General features: G+C 33.7%; 17 protein-coding genes. 9 read left to right on the forward strand and 8 right to left on the reverse strand.

The features are described from left to right. Window positions 1-17: 17 nt before the first annotated feature. The gene (locus G6R40_RS03365) at window positions 18-3,068 is read right to left on the reverse strand and encodes a T9SS type A sorting domain-containing protein (protein ID WP_165131549.1); all 3,051 of its coding nucleotides are present in this window, start codon (window positions 3,066-3,068) and stop codon (window positions 18-20) included. Window positions 3,069-3,436: 368 nt separating this feature from the next. On the opposite strand from G6R40_RS03365, the gene G6R40_RS03370 reads away from it, so the two are divergent. The 6 genes from G6R40_RS03370 to G6R40_RS03395 all read left to right on the forward strand — a co-directional run bounded on the left by G6R40_RS03370 (window position 3,437) and on the right by G6R40_RS03395 (window position 7,759). Next, window positions 3,437-4,627 carry a pyridoxal phosphate-dependent aminotransferase gene (locus G6R40_RS03370; RefSeq protein WP_165131552.1) on the forward strand — a complete coding sequence of 397 codons (1,191 nt, stop codon included), beginning with the start codon at window positions 3,437-3,439 and terminating at the stop codon, window positions 4,625-4,627. Window positions 4,628-4,978: 351 nt separating this feature from the next. Further along, a complete protein-coding gene (locus G6R40_RS03375) occupies window positions 4,979-5,611 on the forward strand; it encodes a peroxiredoxin (protein WP_165131555.1) in 633 nt (210 codons plus the stop codon). Window positions 5,612-5,711: 100 nt separating this feature from the next. Then, window positions 5,712-6,023 carry a thioredoxin family protein gene (locus G6R40_RS03380; protein ID WP_165131558.1) on the forward strand — a complete coding sequence of 104 codons (312 nt, stop codon included), beginning with the start codon at window positions 5,712-5,714 and terminating at the stop codon, window positions 6,021-6,023. Between the two features lie 29 nt (window positions 6,024-6,052). Next, window positions 6,053-6,301, forward strand: a complete 249-nt coding sequence (locus tag G6R40_RS03385; RefSeq protein ID WP_165131561.1) for a DUF6952 family protein — start codon at window positions 6,053-6,055, stop codon at window positions 6,299-6,301. Window positions 6,302-6,361: 60 nt separating this feature from the next. After that, window positions 6,362-6,970 (forward strand): HAD family hydrolase, encoded by a 609-nt coding sequence (locus G6R40_RS03390; protein ID WP_165131564.1) that lies wholly within the window; start codon window positions 6,362-6,364, stop codon window positions 6,968-6,970. Between the two features lie 60 nt (window positions 6,971-7,030). After that, window positions 7,031-7,759 (forward strand): DsbA family protein, encoded by a 729-nt coding sequence (locus G6R40_RS03395; RefSeq protein ID WP_165131567.1) that lies wholly within the window; start codon window positions 7,031-7,033, stop codon window positions 7,757-7,759. Between the two features lie 67 nt (window positions 7,760-7,826). Here G6R40_RS03395 and G6R40_RS03400 read toward each other — a convergent pair whose 3' ends face one another. Genes G6R40_RS03400 through G6R40_RS03430 form a run of 7 tightly spaced genes read right to left on the reverse strand, consistent with a single transcriptional unit; the run spans window position 7,827 to window position 15,505 of the window. Continuing rightward, window positions 7,827-8,324 (reverse strand): GNAT family N-acetyltransferase, encoded by a 498-nt coding sequence (locus tag G6R40_RS03400; RefSeq protein WP_165131570.1) that lies wholly within the window; start codon window positions 8,322-8,324, stop codon window positions 7,827-7,829. A gap of 11 nt (window positions 8,325-8,335) precedes the next feature. Continuing rightward, window positions 8,336-8,698 carry a response regulator gene (locus G6R40_RS03405; RefSeq protein WP_165131573.1) on the reverse strand — a complete coding sequence of 121 codons (363 nt, stop codon included), beginning with the start codon at window positions 8,696-8,698 and terminating at the stop codon, window positions 8,336-8,338. A 56-nt stretch (window positions 8,699-8,754) separates the two neighbouring features. Beyond that, complete coding sequence (locus G6R40_RS03410; protein WP_165131576.1) at window positions 8,755-9,333, reverse strand: chemotaxis protein CheB; 579 nt, start codon at window positions 9,331-9,333, stop codon at window positions 8,755-8,757. Window positions 9,334-9,340: 7 nt separating this feature from the next. After that, a complete protein-coding gene (locus G6R40_RS03415; RefSeq protein WP_165131579.1) occupies window positions 9,341-10,171 on the reverse strand; it encodes a CheR family methyltransferase in 831 nt (276 codons plus the stop codon). Beyond that, the gene (locus tag G6R40_RS03420) at window positions 10,171-10,446 is read right to left on the reverse strand and encodes a response regulator (protein ID WP_228455902.1); all 276 of its coding nucleotides are present in this window, start codon (window positions 10,444-10,446) and stop codon (window positions 10,171-10,173) included. Before G6R40_RS03420 ends, G6R40_RS03415 begins: the two co-directional genes overlap by 1 nt. Further along, window positions 10,424-14,032: a response regulator gene (locus G6R40_RS03425; protein WP_165131585.1), complete on the reverse strand. Its 3,609-nt coding sequence runs from the start codon at window positions 14,030-14,032 to the stop codon at window positions 10,424-10,426. Before G6R40_RS03425 ends, G6R40_RS03420 begins: the two co-directional genes overlap by 23 nt. 3 nt (window positions 14,033-14,035) lie before the next feature. Then, complete coding sequence (locus G6R40_RS03430; protein WP_165131588.1) at window positions 14,036-15,505, reverse strand: ATP-binding protein; 1,470 nt, start codon at window positions 15,503-15,505, stop codon at window positions 14,036-14,038. 122 nt (window positions 15,506-15,627) lie between these two features. Here G6R40_RS03430 and G6R40_RS03435 point away from each other — a divergent pair, with 122 nt between their 5' ends. From G6R40_RS03435 to G6R40_RS03445, 3 genes are all read left to right on the forward strand, one after another. Beyond that, a complete protein-coding gene (locus G6R40_RS03435; protein WP_165131591.1) occupies window positions 15,628-16,839 on the forward strand; it encodes an outer membrane beta-barrel protein in 1,212 nt (403 codons plus the stop codon). Between the two features lie 116 nt (window positions 16,840-16,955). After that, window positions 16,956-17,582, forward strand: a complete 627-nt coding sequence (locus tag G6R40_RS03440; protein ID WP_165131594.1) for a hypothetical protein — start codon at window positions 16,956-16,958, stop codon at window positions 17,580-17,582. Between the two features lie 641 nt (window positions 17,583-18,223). Continuing rightward, window positions 18,224-18,724 carry a peptidylprolyl isomerase gene (locus G6R40_RS03445; protein ID WP_165131597.1) on the forward strand — a complete coding sequence of 167 codons (501 nt, stop codon included), beginning with the start codon at window positions 18,224-18,226 and terminating at the stop codon, window positions 18,722-18,724. Window positions 18,725-18,767 lie beyond the last annotated feature (43 nt).

Consider the following 18,767-nt stretch of genomic DNA (forward strand, 5'->3'; position numbering starts at 1 on the left):
TTAAAAAGATAACCAAACTAGTTGATTATCTTTTTTGTTAACGTATTAGTTTTGGTACTAATTTTCAAAATAAACATGCCTTTTGCAAATTGATTCAAAGAAATTTGAGCTGCTTTATTATTAGGTTTAGTTTGATAAACCAATCTTCCCAATGCATCATACACTTCAACTTCTTCGATATTGTCCGTTTTTGATGTAATGACAAAAGCATCATTGTTTTTGTAAACTAAAACATCTTTTTGAGCTTCTGTTACCGCTAAAGTTGTTTCTTTCTTTTTATAAACAATTTCGAAGCGTTCATTATAAATTCCTTTTTCACCATAAAAATTGTAAGAACTGTTAGATAAATCTATGATTTGAGAATTCGAATTGTCTTTTAAATAGATGTTTTGATTTTGGTTAAAAATTCCTTCCACATCACCCAAAGAAATACTGTAGTTACCAGCTGCAGAAAGTTGTACACCTAGTTTAACAACATCTTCTTGGTTATCATTCCAACTTCTAGCCTGGATGCCTAATTGTTTATTATCCAGATTGCTCCAGATTGCATCTTCACCAACTGCTAATAGCTCTGTATCCAAGTCTGCATCAAAAGCATTGCTTGCATCCTCCAAATAACCTATAAGAATTTCGTTATTGATATCCGCTTCTGATTTAAGATTTAACCAAAATCTATTTTTTTCAGCTGCTTTATAATTAAAGAATACACCTTGCTCTTTTGTTCGCATAGCATTGGTAAAGCGAAGTGCTTTATTTTGGCCTGTAGCTTTAGCTTTTATGATAAAGCCTTGTGATGTTTTTACAGAAATGTTAGGGATATTTTTGTTTAGACCTTTATAAGTGGCTGGGATACCGCCCATTCTGTTGTAGATTGCATAGTTATTACCATTGTATTGAGAACCTTGCTGAGTAGAGATACTCATATCATTATTGGTCCAGAAATATGCGATTGGCTGAATAAGATCTGCGTTTTCGATAAAGAATATGTCAAGATCAATATTTGATGGATAAGGATTTCCTACCAAATTATAGCCATGATCTTCGTTTGTATATTTTAAAATATAGGACTCTATCGTTCCGTTGTTTGGTACACCAACAAATTTGAATTCGGCTTCTGGCGATGTTGCATTAATTTCTGTAGGAAAGCTGTTTTTTCCACGAATAGCGTAACCACGAGATTTTAAAAACTCTGAATTGGCGTCTAATTTCAGCTCATTTGGAATTGATGTAACAAAATAATCATTTTTTTCATTATAGATAAAAAATTGATTCCAAGGTGTTCCTTGTGGATTCGCAGGATTACTAGCTTGGTTATAACCGTCAGAAAACTGATAAAGATTCTGTCCTGTAACAGGCGAAGACCAATAGTTATAACCTTTTTTTGGAAGTTTGGTTGTTCTTTTTACAGTAACTTTTCCAATATTAGGTGTGTTGTTGGTTTGTAAAAAATTAGCATCTGGAGCAAAAACAATATTGTCGCCAGTTCCCAAATTGGTTAATGCATTACTAAGTTTAATATAATCGTTGTTATTAACAGTAACTTTCGTTTCGCTATTAACTGTAATATTGGAAGCTTCTATCGATCCATAAAGTGAAGTGTCATAATTGGCAACAATTACAGCATTTTTTAACAGATTCGGTTTTCCATTGTCCCAATAAGGTTGCGCTGGATTTACCCAACTTGTTACATTATAATTTGACACAATAGCTTTAACTAAAGGTCCAGACAAAGGTTTTGCTGATAATCTTATTAATAAGTCGTTATAACTTTTATAAGGATAAAGCCTTACAAATACCTTTTCTCCAGGTTTTAGAATTGCGTCTGCACCAAAGTCAAAACTAGAAGCTTTCCATTTGTCATCATAAGCAATTTCTGATGTTAAAACTTTAACTCCAGTTGCAAAATTTGGATCTTTAGAATATTCCATTTTAAAATAACCAGTTCCTCCATTTGCACGGTATTCTATATCAAAGCTTTTAAGATCCAATTGTTTTCCGTTTGGTTCAAAAGTAAATTCAATATACTTATTAAGATCTATAGCTTCAGTAGGTTTGGACAAACCAGAAATCTTAAAAATAGGTTCGCTCCACGTATCACCACTTATACCTAAAATATTGCCTTTTACAGATTTTCCAATTACGCCTGGGATAAGTGCATGGGCAGAAAGTGACAAATTATCCCACTGTATAATTGAAATAGTTTTCTCTGCTGTAACATCAACATCTACTCTAGCCAAGCTAGAAGTGCCATTTGCATCTACAAGTCTGTAAAAGAAAAAATCCTTTCCTATAAACGATACTTCTGGTGTATATGTAATGCTATTGTCAGTATTTATACTTACTGCGCCATGAGTTGGTGCCGTATCTATAACAACATTAGTCGTGGTTTGAAAAAAATCGTTATCTAGAATTTTGATATTAACATCATTATTCTTAGTTGTTGTAGTCGTATCGTTTTCAGGAATTGGCACAATAGCTTGTTGGGCTTTCGCTGTTCCTAGAATTGTGGGGCCATCAGAATCCTGTGTGTATTTTATTTGAAATCTATTATTGGTTTGATAAACATAAACTCGCACATAAAGTGCTTTTCCAGAAACAATTATTTGACGAGGTAATCCAGAAAAATCAGAACATGAAAGTTTTGCCCAAGACTTATTCTCAATTAACAAATCTTCGACAAGCACTTTATAATTCGAAAAATTAGGATCCACAGAATATCTAATTTCTAATTTTGCAGAACCGCCTTGCATACGGTAATCAAAATTGAAACTATTCAAATTAATTTGGTTTCCAATCTTAGGTTTAACTGTAAATTGTACATACTTATTGGTATCTAAAGTTTTTTCAGTTAAATCATTATAATTTGGCGTTGGCCAATCGGAAGTATTAAAAAAAGTTTGATTGTCTTTCTCGGCAGATATTCCTACTGTAGAAAATATATTTTCCGCGGAAACTAAATTATTTTTAACAGTTGGGGCAAAATTTTGTTTATTCCATACCGCTATTGATGTTTGTGCTAAAAAAAAGTTAACAACAAGCGTAGATATAAAAAAAGATATTTTTTTCATTTGTATTTAATAATCAAATAATAAGGTTCGTAGTGTTTTATAAAAATTGGGACTGCAAAAATAGAATATTAAATTTATAGGATTATCAAATACGCATTAAAATAAGCTTAAAATTAAATTTTAAATAAAAGCATTTAAAAATTTTATTAAAACAAATATTTATCACAATAAATAAGATTTATCATAATAATAACAGGGTTTTTGTAAACAAACCTCATTTTTAAAACTCTGCAAGACACATGATTAAAATCAGAATTGCTAAAACTCACCTCCTAAACAGGGCGTTTTCTAGAAATTTTAGAGTATATTATCAACACTTGTTGACTGATTACAATTATCTATATCTTTGCAAAAAATAGAAGCTTAAAATGGAAAGATATTCGGATCGCGTCAACCGACTTAGCTATTCGCAGACGTTTGTAATGAGTAATAAAGTTAGAGAGATGAAGGCGGAAGGCATTGATGTTATCAGCCTCACTTTGGGAGAACCCGACTTCAATGTTCCTACAATTGTGAAACAAGCAGCGATACAAGCCATCAACGACAATTACAGCCACTACTCGCCTGTCCCTGGTTTTTTAGATCTAAGACAAGCCATCGCTGATAAATTAAAGCGTGACAACAATCTTACCTATATGCCAACACAAATTTGTGTTTCCAACGGTGCCAAACAATCTATCATGAATGTCCTTTCTGCACTCATCAATGATGGTGACGAGGTTATTCTTCCTGCACCATATTGGGTAAGTTATGACGAAATGGTAAAAATGATGGGCGGAACGTCAGTTTTTATTGAAACGAGTTTAGAAACAGATTTCAAAATGACTGCCGAACAACTAGAAAAAGCGATTACACCAAAAACAAAAGCTATCCTTTATAGCTCGCCTTGTAACCCATCTGGAAGTTTTTATACTTATGAAGAACTTAAAGCAATTGCTACAGTTGTTGCAAAATATCCACAGATTACTATTATTTCTGACGAAATCTACGAGTACATCAACTATATAGGAAAGCATATTTCTATCGCAGAATTTCCAGAAATATATGAACAAACCGCAGTTATCAATGGTATGAGCAAAGCCTTCGCCATGACAGGATGGCGAATCGGCTATTCGGCTTGTCCAGAATGGCTAGCAAAAGCTTGCGATAAAGTACAGGGACAAGTTACTAGTGGACCAAATACCATTGCGCAGCGCGCTTCGATTGTCGCTCTTGGTTTGACAAAAGACGATTTGTCTTATATGATTGATGCTTTCGAAAAACGAAGAAACCTAGTCTACGAACTCATGAAAGACATCAAAGGATTCAAATGTAATCTTCCCAAAAGTGCATTTTATTTCTTTCCAGACATCTCTTATTTCATAGGAAAAACCATCAACGGTACTTTGATAAGAGATGCAGATGATTTTGCAATGTCCTTATTAGTAAACGCTCATGTTGGGTGTGTTGGCGGAACATCATTCGGGAATCCCAATTGTATTAGATTCTCGTACGCCGCATCAGAAGAAGATCTGATTGAAGCCATGAGAAGAATAAAAGAATTCACGAAAGATATCTAATAAATTCTAAATTGTTTTATTAAACTAAAATGTTTACTAACAAATATCATATAAAACCAGGCTTCAGGAGTTTGGTTTTCTTTGTTTTAAGTCTTATATTTATATAGAAAATAAAATGAGTGCGCTCCGGATGGAACGGCCTGTTGGAGCTCTTTTTGTAAGCAAAGGAAAAAGCGACGGAACAAAAAAGCGACTAGTGACAGCCGGAAAAAGCGCCAAAATATTTAAAATTAAAAGAAATTCGTAGTGATAGATTTTATAAATTGATTATTGTTTTTCAATACATAAAATCTTACTATCTTTACAACATCAAATTGTTAATAACAAGTTTAACTAAAAAATATAAAAATTATGTCATTAGTAGGAAGACAATTTCCAAATGTAGCAATTGACGCGATGAGCGAAATGGGTGATAACTTAAGAATTAACATCCTAGAAGAAGCGGTTAACAACCAACAAAAAGTTTTGTTGTTCTGGTATCCAAAAGATTTCACTTTTGTATGTCCTACAGAATTGCACGCTTTCCAAGAAGCTTTGGAGGAATTCAAAAAAAGAAACACTATCGTAATCGGTGCGTCTTGCGATACCAACGAAGTACACTTTGCATGGTTGAACACGCCAAAAGATAATGGTGGTATCGAAGGGGTAACTTACCCTATCCTAGCGGACACACACAGACATCTTGCTAACCTTTTAGGAATTGTTGATCAAGATATCGATTTTGATGATGAAGGAAACGAAATCTTCACAGGGTCTAACGTAACTTACAGAGCAACTTATCTAATCGACGAGACTGGAAAAATCTTCCACGAAGCGGTTAACGATATGCCACTTGGTAGAAATGTTGCAGAATTCTTGAGACTTATCGATGCCTATACGCACGTACAAAAGCATGGTGAAGTTTGTCCAGCTAACTGGGAAGAAGGTAAAGACGCTATGAAAGCAGACAGAAACTCTACAGCAGAATACTTAGCAAAACACTAATTATTGTGAAATAATCTAATGTGATAATTTGTAATGCTGATGGAGACTGAAGATGATTATTTACAAATTATCACATTTTTAATACCCAAAAATCAACAAAATGTTTTTAGAATTAACAGAAGATAACCTACAACAAATCCTTGCTGACAACCCAAAAGTTATGGTGCAATATGGTGCATCATGGTGCGGCAATTGTAGAATTATGAAGCCAAAATTCAAAAAATTAGCTTCAGAAAACGAAGATATTCCGTTCTATTATGTAGATGCAGAAAAACTTCCAGAAAGTAGAAAAATGGCGAACGTGGACAACCTTCCAACTTTTGCAGCTTTTGAAAATGGTGCTTTGAAAAATCAAGTGCAAACCAATCAAGCAGAAAGTTTGAACAATTTGTTCAACGAATTGAAAGCCTAAGTTTTTTTCAATTTTAAATTATACGAGATATGAAATTACCAATTATAAGACAATTTTATCAAAACCAAACACCAGAGCAACTTAACACCGCTTTGGAGGTTTTAGAAAATTACTGTGAATTTCGTAGCGTGAAAGAAGAAGAATTGGATGTTGTTGGCGAAATGATTACCAATATCTGTGGCGCGCTAGAAGTACACAACGAAGTTAAAAACGGTTTGTCAGAAAAAGATGCCCTGAATGCTTTTGCACAAAAAGTAATGGGTTCTATTGATAAATAGTTGTTTATTTTTTTAGTTGAAAAGACCGTTTTTTAGCGGTCTTTTTTATATTTTGCATACATGAAACTTAAAAATATTATATTTGATTTTGGAGGCGTTTTAATGGATTGGGACCCTAGATATTATTTTAAAAACCATTTTGAAACCCAAAGCGAGATGGATTTTTTTCTTAATAATATCGCAACCAATACCTGGAACATGGAGCAAGATCGCGGAAGAAGTCTGGAGCGTGGCACAGAAAAACTTGTCAGAGAGCATCCTCTTTTCGAAAAAGATATCCGCGCCTATTACGATAACTGGACAACAATGTTGCGTGGTGACATTCCTCAAAATGTTGCAGTTCTTAGACAATTAGACGGCAAATATCCATTGTATGGTTTGACCAATTGGTCTTCGGAAACTTTTCCTTATGCTTTAGAAAACTATGATTTTTTCAAAATTTTTGATGGCAAAATTGTAGTTTCGGGGGACGAAAAACTCATCAAACCCGATCCTAAAATTTATCAAGTTTTATTAAAACGTTACAATCTGAAAGCTGAAGAATCTGTTTTTATTGACGATAATATCCAAAATATTGAAACAGCAAAAGATTTGGGATTCGCAACAATTCATGTGAAACAAGAGACGGATCTCGGGCAAGAACTTCGTAACTTAGGCTTCGAGTTTTAAATATAAAATCTTTACGATTTTACAACTTACATTAAAGCAATTTAACAACCTATAAAAAATATGAATCAAAATAAAATGAAAGTAGAAATCTGGAGCGACATCATGTGTCCTTTCTGCTATATTGGAAAACGCCACTTCGAAGCGGCTCTAGAACATTTCGATCACAAAAAGGATGTGGAAATCGAATGGAAATCTTTCCAACTGGATCCCACAATTCCCGAAGAAGTGAAAATCCGAACAACAATGACCGACTATATGGCCAACCGAAAAGGCATGAACGTTGACGATGTCCAAGCCATGTTCGAGAATGTCGTTTCTATGGCAAAAGATGCGGGATTGGATTTCGATTTTGATATTCAGTTATTGGCGAATTCTATTAAAGCGCACAGAATTATTCAGTTTGCTAAAGAAAAAAACTTAGGAGATCAGGCCGAGGAAGTTTTCTTCAAAGCATATTTTACCGAAGGAAAAGATTTGGCGGACGATGCAACTTTGTTAGAATTAAGCTCTAATATTGGGCTTTCACAAGACGACGTCAACAATGCCTTATCGCAAGATGAATTTTTGAAATACGCCAAAGACGACATTGCCGAAGCACAAGATTTAGGCATTGACTCGGTTCCGTTTTTTGTATTCAATAGAAAATTTGCTGTTAAAGGCGCACAGCCAGCACATCATTTCTTAGATGCTTTGAAACAATCTTATGCGGATTATAGTAAAGAATCTGGTTTTAAAACATTGGATTCTAATGATACTGCAAGTTGCGATGTTGACGGAAAATGTGATTGATATTAAATTTTAAAATCCATTAAACATAAAAACCGGGTCCATAAAGCTCGGTTTTTGCATTTATATTTTAAACCAACTTTTCAAAGGCTTTTCTGGCGCTGCCTCGGAAATATACTTCTCCGCAATATTGATAATTCAGTTTGTCTAAAATTCTCATCATTGCAAGATTATCAAAATTGGTATCCACTTTTACACTATGGACATTTTTGGACGTTGCAAAATTTTCAACTTCATTGAAAAACCGAGTTGCAATGCCCATTCCTTTCGAGCGCTCTGCTGCAGCTACACGATGCACCACAACATAATCGCCATCGGAAAGCCATTTCCCAACGATGTCGTTATAGGCAGGTTCTTCATCAAAAATCACAGCGCCGTAAGCTAAAACACCGCGTTCGTCAGCTAAAACATAAGCACAATCATTTTCTAAATCTTGAAGTATTGAATTCCGGTTAGGATAACCATCTTGCCATTGATTGCTGCCATCATTTTTTCGACTCTTAATTGCAAATTGCAGAATACTCCATATCTCATCCACTTCTTCAAAATGGGCTTTCCTAAAAATCATTTTCTAAAAATTTATTGTAAAAAATTTTCTACTTTTTTTTCCAAATCTTCCAAATCAAATGGTTTTTCAATAAAATCATCTGCCTGAGCTTCTTTGGCAAGCGCAACAATATCGTTATTTGCTGTGGTATAAATCACTGGAATATTTTTGAATTCGTCATGCGATTTCAAAAGTTTTGTAGCTTCTACGCCACCAATATTTGGAATCCAATTATCCATCAAAATAACATTCGGTTGGAAATCTGCAACTTTTTCTATAATATCATGAGACGTTTCAGAAATTTCCACTTCATAACCTGCATCTTCAAAAATAATTCCCACAACTTCCAGAATTACTGCGTCGTCATCAAAAATTAAAACTCTTTTCTTACTCATTTTTATCTTTTTTTAATTCCTTTAATTTAAAATTTCTTGTTTTTTGGAATAGTATTTTAATGAATATATTTCAAACGATTAATTTTCTGAGCCAAATCTTCGGCCTCAAAAATACAATCAAATTCTACATTTCGTATCGCCTGTTTTGGCATATAATCGACTTCTGCAGTGTCAGGATTTTGTATCCAGACTTTTCCTTTATTTTTTTTAATATATTCTAATCCTTCGGTACCATCGGCATTGGCGCCAGATAATAAAATTGCCACCACATTTTTCCCGAAGGTTTCTGCCGCGGATTTGAAACTTACATCAATCGAAGGTCTTGAGTAATTTACTTTTTCCGAAGCATCTAAAGATACTTTATTTTTCGATTCAAAAAGCAAGTGATAATCCGCTGGTGCAATGTAAATACATTTTTTATCGAGTTCTGTTTTGTCCTCAACTTCTTTCACTTTTAATGCTGAAATTTGTGTCATCAAAATAGGCAAAAGACTTGTAGATTGCGCTTTTCTGTGAACGACTAATACCATTGGAAAACCCAAATCAATATCCAGTTTTTTAATCATTTCCAAGATGACTTGCAAACTTCCTGCGGAACCTCCAATAATTACCAATTCTGTATTTGCTTCGTTCATAAATTATTTAATGATGTTCTAGTTTTTTCCAAATCTTCTGATTATCAATTTGATGAAAATTATTATTAAGTTTTGAAAATCTCAAGGTTTCTTTAGAACCCAAAGCCAAATATCCTAAATTTTCCAGACTCTCGTCAAACAATTGAAAAACCCTTTCCTGTAATATTTTTTCAAAATAAATGAGAACATTTCTACAAATTATCAATTGAAAACTGTTAAATGAACTGTCTGAAACTAAATTATGAGTGGATAAAATGAGTTTTTCTTGTAGGCTTTTATCAAATTTCACACTGTCATAATTGGCAGTATAATAATCTGAAAAATCTTTTTCTCCACCAGATTGAATATAATTTTCGGTGTATAATTTCATTTGTTGAAGCGGAAAAATACCTGCCCTAGCCTTTTCCAAGACCGATGGATTAATGTCTGTTCCGTATATCAAAGATTTATGATACAAATTAGCCTCTTTCAATAAAATAGCGATAGAATAAGCTTCTTCACCTGTGGAACACCCCGCGACCCAAATCCGAATCAATGGATAGGTATCCAATTGTGGTAAAATATGCTCCCGCAAAGTTTTGAAAAATGATGAATCACGAAACATCTCGGTGACATTGACTGTAATTTCCTCTACGAAACGTTTGAAATACTCTGGATCGTTAACAATTGTATAGCGCAATTCTGCATAACTTGTGAATTTATCGATTAAACAAATGCGGTTAATACGGCGTTTGAAGGAAGCTCTGCTGTATTGTGAAAAGTCGTAACCATACAACTCATGAATATCTTTTATAAGAAATTCTACATCCTCGTCCTTTACAATACTTGGTTCCAACATTATAATAATTTTTCCATTGCTTTTATCAAAACATCCACATCTATCGGCTTTGACACATAGTCCTGAGCACCTGCTTCCAAACATTTCTGTCGATCTTCGGGCATGGCTTGCGCGGTAACTGCGATTATCGGAAGGTGTTTTATTTCTTCAATATTTCTTATCAATTTGGTTGCTTGGTAACCGTCCATTTCTGGCATCATCATATCCATAAGCACAAGATTAAAATCGTTTTGAGATTTTAAAATTTCAATATTAACTTTCGTACATCCAAACACGAAGCAAAGACAACAACTGATCGGTATCTACAGGTTTTGAAATGTAATCTGAAGCACCTGCTTCGATGCATTTTTCGCGTTCGCCAATCATAGACTTTGCAGTAATGGCAATAATAGGAAGTCGCGCCAACGTGGGTTGTTTGCGAATTTCTCGAATGGTTTCGTAGCCGTCCATTTCGGGCATCATCATATCCATCAAAATAACATCGATATCTGGATGTTCTTTAATTTGATGCAAAGCTTGCTTTCCGTCCATCGCCAAAACCACTTCCACTTTGTATTTTTCTAAAACTTTGGTCAAAGAGAAAATATTGCGAACATCGTCATCGGTAATCAATATTTTTTTACCACTCAAAACCTCTGTTAAAGAACCCAAAGTTGTACTTCTGGTTTCCTCATGATTGTTTTTTTCTTCCACCAAATGTAAGAACAAACCAACTTCATCCAGAATTCTTTGATAAGAATGTGCCGTTTTTACAACAATAGAATCTGCATATTGTTTGATTTTCAATTCTTCAGATTTTGATAAATTTCTATCGATAAAAATGATAATCGGAAGATTTTCCAAACCTTCATGACTTTTGATGGATTCTATAATTGCATATTCTTCGCCCCGTGAATGTTCCACATTCAGGATAACGCAGTCAAGATTTTGTTGAGTAAAAGCCTTCACGCAATTCTCCGCTGTATCTTCCACCGAAGAAGAGATATTAAAATTGCTCAGAAAATAAGATAATGCAGTAGCATGTCTGGCATTTTCTTCAACAATTAAAACTTTTTGCAAAGACTTACTCAAAGCATCTTCAATCTTTTTGAAAACATCAGCCATTTGCTCAAGAGCTATTGGTTTACTAATAAAATCAATAGCACCTTTCATCAAACTTTCTTGTTTTACGTGCAGAGATGACATCATATGCACAGGAATATGCTTGGTCTGGAGGTTTGCTTTCAGTTCGTCCATGACTTGCCAACCATCTTTTACAGGAAGTTGCACATCTAACAAAATCGCCAAAGGATGATAGTTAAGCGCTGCTTGAAGTGCATAATCCCCACGCACGATCGCAACGGCTTTATAATTTTGGGTATGCGCATATTTCACCAAAGCTTTCGCAAAATTAACGTCATCTTCAACAATAAGAATTACTTTATCATCTTTAAGAATGCGATCTCTATCATCGGGAATATCCTCTGGAATTCGTAAAATATCAACGGGCACAGGCAGCTCAACATCGTCATAAGCGATGATTTCTTTAATCTCCTGAATATCCTCCTGAATTGTTTCTATTAAATCTTGATCTCTATTAACGTATTCTGTTTTTAAATTTGATGAAATGGGAATAACTAAACTAAACTCTGAACCTTCATTAACTTTGGACTGAAGTAGCAATTCGCCACCCAACAATTTTGCAATTTCTCGACTGATAGAAAGTCCCAAACCAGTGCCTCCAAATTTTCGTCTTGTTGATCCATCAGCTTGTTGAAAAGCCTCAAAAATAATACGTTGTTTATCTTCTGGAATTCCGATTCCTGTATCTTTTACCGAGAAAATCACAAAATCTTGTTGAGCTGGATCTTTTCTAATATTAAGCCTAATATTTCCTTGCGCAGTGAATTTGAGTGCATTAGACATTAGATTTCTCAACACTTGGTCCAATCTCAAACGATCCGTTTCGATGCTTGTCTGAAGTTCTGGATCGATATTGATAATGAAATCAATGTTTTTTTCCTGCATCAAAGGATTGAAAAGCTTTTGCAAATCTTTTACAACATCTTGTATAAAAACCTTTTGGTAATCCAAACTCATTTTTCCAGATTCAATTTTAGCCAAATCCAAAATCTCATCAATAAGCGTCAGCAAACTGCTCCCAGAACTTAAAATTACTTTTGCAGATTCTATTTGATCTTCGTTAAGATTTTCGTCAGGATTTTCCGCCATCAGTCGCGAAAGCAACAATATAGAATTAAGCGGTGTACGCAATTCGTGCGACATATTCGCCAGGAATTCCGATTTATACTTGGTGCTCAAAGCCAATTCTTCGGCCTTTTTTTGAATTTCGATATTGCGATCGGCAATCAAATGATTTTTTTCTTCAAGCAGTTTTGAGCGTTCTTCCAGTTCGGCATTGGTTTGCATCAATTCTTCTTGTTGTACGCGCAATTCTTCTTCAGAAGCTTGAAGCTTTTGCGTTTGCGCTTCAAGTTCGGTATTCAAATTTTCCAGTTCGGAATGCTGTACTTGCAATTCTTCCGACTGTGCTTGCGTTTCTTCCAAAAGTCGCTGCTCTTTTTCGCGACCTTGGGCGGCATTGATCGCTATACCAATAATTCGGCAACACTCAACATAAAAATTCACCAAATCGTCATTAAAATTTTCACCAGAATTTAGCTCAATAATTCCAATGGCCTGGTTTCCCAACATAATCGGAACGTGCAAAATTCCATTAATTCTTAGTTGTGCGCTTACAAAACTTGCCACAACATCTTCTTCTTTAATATTATTGTATGCTTTGATTCTTTTTTGTAAAAATGACTGGCCTAAAATACCTTGTCCAGGCTCAAAAACAGTTTTCACATTATTTTCAAGTCCATAAGAGCTAAACAATTTCAAAGCATTGTCGTCTAATAAATAAAGAGCGCCACTCGCGCAGTTTCCATATTCTACAAGATGATTTAAAGCGGAATGAGAAAGCTCCTTGATGGATTTGTTTCCAACTAAAAATTCATTCAAACTCGCCAAGCCTTTTTGATTCCAATCGCTTTTGTTGATTTTATTAAAAGACTTTTGTAAAGATTCTGTCATATGATTCAGCGATTCTACCAAAACGCCCAAATCATCCTCTTCCTCCGCAATGGCACGTTGGCTGTAATCACCTTTTGCTACGCGGTTTGCAACTTGCTGAATGGCATTAACACGATTGGTCATCATCTTATCTTTAGCCAAAAGTTTTCTTTCCAAAATATCTCTCCTACGAATGTCGTTCCGCAATCTAAAATATAAATATGAGGTGATGACAATAGCGGCAAGCCCGGAAAATAAAAGAAAAAAGTTTGTAATTTCTGACGATTTTTTGAGCTCTGCGTTTTTTAAATCCAGTTGATTTTCCTCAAAATTTACAAAATCATCAACCAATTTTCTGGTTTTATCCATCGAAGTTTTGCTTTTCAGCATTTCGGATTGGGAGATATCTTCGCCTTTTCTTTTTTTATCGATCAAATATTCTAAAACTGCGCTTCTCTCGTTAACCAATTTTTCAAGCTCGTTAGCTCTCTCTTTTTGAATTTTATTTTCAAAACTTAAATTTTTAAGATTGGCAATAGCTTTTGGATATTCTGCCATCCCTCTCTCAAAAGGCTCCAGATAAGCTTCTTGTCCCGAAAGTTGGAAGCCTCTGTTCCCTGTTTCAGCATCCAAAAGTGCAAACAAAACATCTTTTGCCGCAGTAATAGACCGTCGAGATTGGGATCTGTTTTCGCGGAATTCGACTTGTTTTTGAATGCTGAAATACGAGATTATTAAGCTCGCAAACAGCATAAATAATGACATACCGATTCCAAATTGTAGATTTCTTATAATTTTTTTTGCCATATATTATACTCTTGGTAAGGTGAAATAAAATGTAGATCCTTCATTAATAACGCTAGATAAACCTATGCTTCCGCCATGCTGAACAATAATTTCTGCACAGATGTAAAGTCCAATTCCCATGCCTTGAAACTGTAATGATGATTCTTCAACACGATAAAACTTATCAAAAACAGAAGCTTGTTTGTATTCTGGAATTCCGATTCCGAAGTCCGTAACGCTTATTTTAACATCTTGCTCATCAACAGAAGTGGTCACAATAACCTTGTTGTTTTCTGGGGAATATTTTATCGCATTTGTAAGAAAATTAATTAAAACCTGTTCTACTCTTATGCTATCGAATTGCATGAGAAAATCAGGTTTTTGTCCGTGTCTTTCTATTTTAATACTATTTTCATCATGGGTATGCAGAATGGTTTCCAAAGCATTTTGGATGACTTCTTCCAAATTGTTGGTTTGTAGGTTCATTTTTAGCTTTCCATGTTCGATTTTTGAAATATCTAACAAATCGGTGATGAGATTATTCAACTTATCGATTTGATGTTGAACTTTTGCAACATAGCCTGCTTCTGGACTAGATTTATCGAGTTTCAGTTTCCGTTCTAAAAGCTGAACATAAGCTTTGATACTTGTGAGTGGTGTTTTCAACTCGTGGCTGGCAATACTAAGAAATTCGTCTTTTTCCTGTTCTACCCTTTTCTGATCGTTGATATCTGTAAAAGTCCCTACCCAATTTTTGATTTTCTTATTTACTAAAATTGGTGACATTCTCAAAAGATGGTAACGAAATTCGCCTGTTTCAACATTTTTAATTCTAACTTCTAAGGCGATAATTTCAAGATTATCTTTTTGTTTGCGGTATTCTTCTACCAAAACACTATCATCTGGATGAATGTCTGGGAAATGTTTTTCGGACTTAGAATATTGAAACCAACGGCCATTTACGAATTCTATTTCGCCTACTTGATTAAGTGTAAAAGCGATTTGCGGCAGCGCTTCCAGCATTTGTTGAAAATGATCCAACTGCGACTTCATGACTACTTGTGTTTCGCGGCGACCTTTAACTTCTAGTTCTAAATTTTGTTGCGATTTTTTCAGTTTGCGGTTTTGTTCCTGAATATTGTAATAGGTTTCCACTTTCAACAACAAAATATCTGGATCGATAGGTTTGGTAACATAGTCGATTCCGCCAGACGCGTAACCCTTTGTAATAAAGCGTTTCTCAGTATTAACAGCCGATAAAAAGATGATGGGAATATCTTTGGTTTTACTGTAATCTGCAAGCGTTTCGGCCACTTCGAAACCGTCCATATCTGGCATTTGCACATCAAGAATAATCAAAGCATAATTATTTCTCAAAGCTTTTGACAAGGCTTGTTCACCAGAATTTGCTGTATCTACAGGGAAATTCTGAGATTGTAGTAATTTTTTTAAGGAAAATATATTGGACTGATTATCGTCTACAATTAAAATCATAAAAATAAGCTTAGTGATTTTTCGGTTTTTACCGATATTAATATTCAAAAATAATTAGAAAATTATTAAGATGAGTGATTTGGAGATATTATATTTGCTTTTTTACTAAACTATAAATTTATATGAAAAAAATTACTGTTTTAGCATCATTTCTTGTAACAATAATGATGTCTGCACAAATAACATTTGAAAAAGCTTATTTTATTAATAAATCTGGAAAACGTGTAGAATGTTTCATTAAAGATTATGACTGGCGATCCAACCCTACGAGTTTTGAATACAAATTATCTGAAAATGATCCTGTGAAATACGGAAAAATATCGGATGTAAGCATGTTTGAGATTTATAACAAAGCAAAATTTGTTTCGGAAAAAGTCCAAATAGACCAATCTTCATCAAACCTCAATTCGCTAAGCCCTCAGCGCGAGCCAATATATACTGAGGAAGAATTGTTTTTGAAAGAAATTGTTGATGGCAAAGCGGATCTTTACCAATATGTAGATGGTACGCTAGAACGTTATTTCTACAGATTAGACGATAACAAGCCTGTACAGTTAATACATAAAGCTTTCGATTATGCGAATGATCAAGTTGGGTATAACAACGACTACAAAATCCAATTAAAAAAAGATCTGAATTGTGCCAGCATCAGTTCCTCAAATATAGAAAATGCAAAGTATAGGTTGTTTGATTTGAAAAGAATCTTCACCAACTATAATACTTGTATCAATCCTAATTTTAAACAAGACATAAAAGAACAAACAAAATTTGATTTTAATTTATCTATAAGACCAAGAATTAATTCGGCTTCGATGAAGCTTTCCAATGCATTTGACTCTGAGTCTTATAGCCTTGGAAATGCAATGTCTATTAGCGGAGGTGTTGAGTTTGAATTTATAATGCCGTTCAATCGTGGAAAATGGGCACTAACTCTTGAGCCAAATTATCAACAATACAAAGGTGATGCTACGTTGACGGTGCCATATCAGGAGAATCGTACGAAACATACAAAAGCAGATTTCAAATCCATCGAAATTCCGATAGGTGTAAGACATTACATATTTTTGAATTCTGATTCGAAATTATTTTTAAACGTTAACTATTCTTTTAATATTCCTATGGATTCTAAAGCAAATTACGGTAGAGATGGACAACATTATTACGATATAAAATTAGAAGTCAACCCAGCCTTTGGATTTGGAGCTGGCTATACTTTCAAAAATAAATATACAGCTGAGGCAAGATATAGCACAAAAAAAATAAAAACAGATACCAACTCTTGGACTGGCACCTATGACCTTTTCTCAATTATCTTAGGTTATAATATTTTTTAAAATAAAAAACCTTGTTAAATGCAATGTTTCTTTTAAGGTAACTTTAAATTAATTTTCAAAAATTGGTTATTTATTAATAATTATTATACTTTTAATAAAAATATTAACACAAAATAATGAAAAAAACAATCTCTATAACATTGCTTTTAATGCTATCGTTTTTCTCTGCTCAGAAGACAAAATTCTACACGTTTGACAAAGAAATTATTTACACTTTTGAGGCTTTAGCCAAAAAAACAGATACTTCTATTTTCATAAATTCGGATGACGATTCTTATTTCTTAAGAGTTTATTCAGGAATAGCAGGTTCCACAGCAAAAATTTTCGATTGGAAAAATAAACAAATTCATATTTTTAATCTTAGCAAAAATCCAAAAAAAGGAGAAAATTATTATGATTTTCATTTTAACAAGACCACTAACTTATCTGCTAGTTCTACAATAAAAAAAGACAAAATTTCTATTGAAGATTTGTCTAATGAGAATAATAAAAAAATTGTTATTTACACTTCAAAACGCAAAAAAAGAATTGACAGAGAAGTAACTTTTTCTACAGTAACTTCTGATAAAAACTTATTTTTCGCATTTCGTTACATAGCACTTCATCCCTATGAGCAAGCAACCAATATTGACATAAACGATAAGGCGATTGTAGAAAAGGCGATTGTTAAAAATGCTAAACTCCTCTGCAATTATAAATTGAAAACAATTAATCCCGTTTCATTAGATCTAAAAACAAATTAAAATTTCGCAATAAAATATCTTTACAAGAATCAAAATCATATTTTCCTTAATTGTAAAACAAATTCCATTTTACGGTTTACCGTATTTTAGAATAACAATTTTTTTTAGTTTTGAAAAATAAGTTTTTGAAACTTATAACCAAACTTTATATTGTATTGTAAAAAGGCTTCTACTAATTGATAGTAAAAGCCTTTTTTATTTTACTTTTGAAAAGGATTTTTTATTAAAGTTATACACTTTTTTATTTTTAGATCACTTTAAAAAACAGCGATTTTTATAAGAAATGTCTATCAAATTTCATAAGGCATTTAAAGCAATTACAAAACCAAACTGCAAAACCAAAATGCAAAATAAAACTTTAAATAATCCTTTTAAAATATTGATAATCAATTATATAAACAGTAAAACATTAATTATAAATTCAATAATAAGTATTTCAAAGCTTTCTCCTATTCTCAACATGGAATTTCTGAGTTTTTAATATATTTTATCAATCGATTTTTAATTTAATTCCTAAAAATCTTTCGCTTGTTATCGGAAAAAACTTAACTTTGCCTTTAATAAAAATTAAGCAAAAAACGCTTAGTTTCATCTTTTTAAAATAATCAACGGAGTCTATTTGATTCCTTAAAACAAACAACATGGCAGTAGAAAAAAACAACGTCGTAGCATTGACTTACACGCTTTATTCAGTTGAAGAAAACGGCGAAAAATTATTAGTAGAATCTACCACTGCAGAGCAACCACTTACCTATTTGCATGGTGTGGGAATGATGCTTCCAAAATTCGAAGCAGAAGTAGAAGGTCTTAATGCTGGTGATACAAAATCTTTTATTTTAACTCCTGAAGATGCTTATGGACAACGTACAGAAGATGCCATTGCGCAACTTCCTATCGATATGTTCAAAGAGTCTGGTGTGCCGCCAGTTGACGCAATTCTTCCTTTGCAAGATAACCAAGGTAATCACTTCAATGCGATTGTTAAAGAAGTAACGTCTGACGTTGTGGTTGCTGATCTTAACCACCCAATGGCGGGGAAAACACTTAACTTCGAAGTTGAAGTTTTACAAGCGCGTCCTGCAACTGAGGAAGAACTTTCTCACGGTCATGCACACGGTATCGACGGTACAGAAGGTCACTAATCCTTTTAAAATATATAAAAATAGGCTGTCTCACTTTTGAAAC

The organism is Chryseobacterium sp. POL2 (genome assembly GCF_011058315.1).
In the GTDB taxonomy this organism is placed as follows: Bacteria; Bacteroidota; Bacteroidia; order Flavobacteriales; family Weeksellaceae; genus Soonwooa.